Genomic DNA, 313 nt, shown 5'->3' on the forward strand with positions numbered 1-313 from the left:
CCGTCGAAACCACCAGTATACGGTTTGCCACGGGCCGAAATTCGTTGGCAGCATGCGCCAGCCACCGCCGCTGCGCGCCATATAGCGGATCGCATTGAGCATTTCGCGCAGATCGACGCTGATTTTGCGGCCGCGCTTTGGCGCCTTGGGCAGTAACGGCTTGATCCGCTCCCACTCCTCGTCCGTCAGGTCAGTTGGATAACGCTTGGTCCTGCGCGCGATTTCGGCCATCCGGCCTCGGTTCTCTCGGGTCCACATCCCGAGCTTGAATCATCCCTCCCCGAGCCGCCACAAGCATTTTCAAACGGTCTCT

Annotated in this window: 1 protein-coding gene; it reads right to left on the minus strand. The window is 60.7% G+C overall.

What is annotated here, in order from left to right; all coding sequences use genetic code 11:
• Positions 1–258: transposase (locus GSQ92_RS13165; protein WP_254066619.1), on the minus strand; the 258-nt coding region annotated here is incomplete at its 3' end.
• Positions 259–313 lie beyond the last annotated feature (55 nt).

Source organism: Acidisoma sp. S159, assembly GCF_009766125.1.
Lineage (GTDB): Bacteria > Pseudomonadota > Alphaproteobacteria > Acetobacterales > Acetobacteraceae > Acidisoma.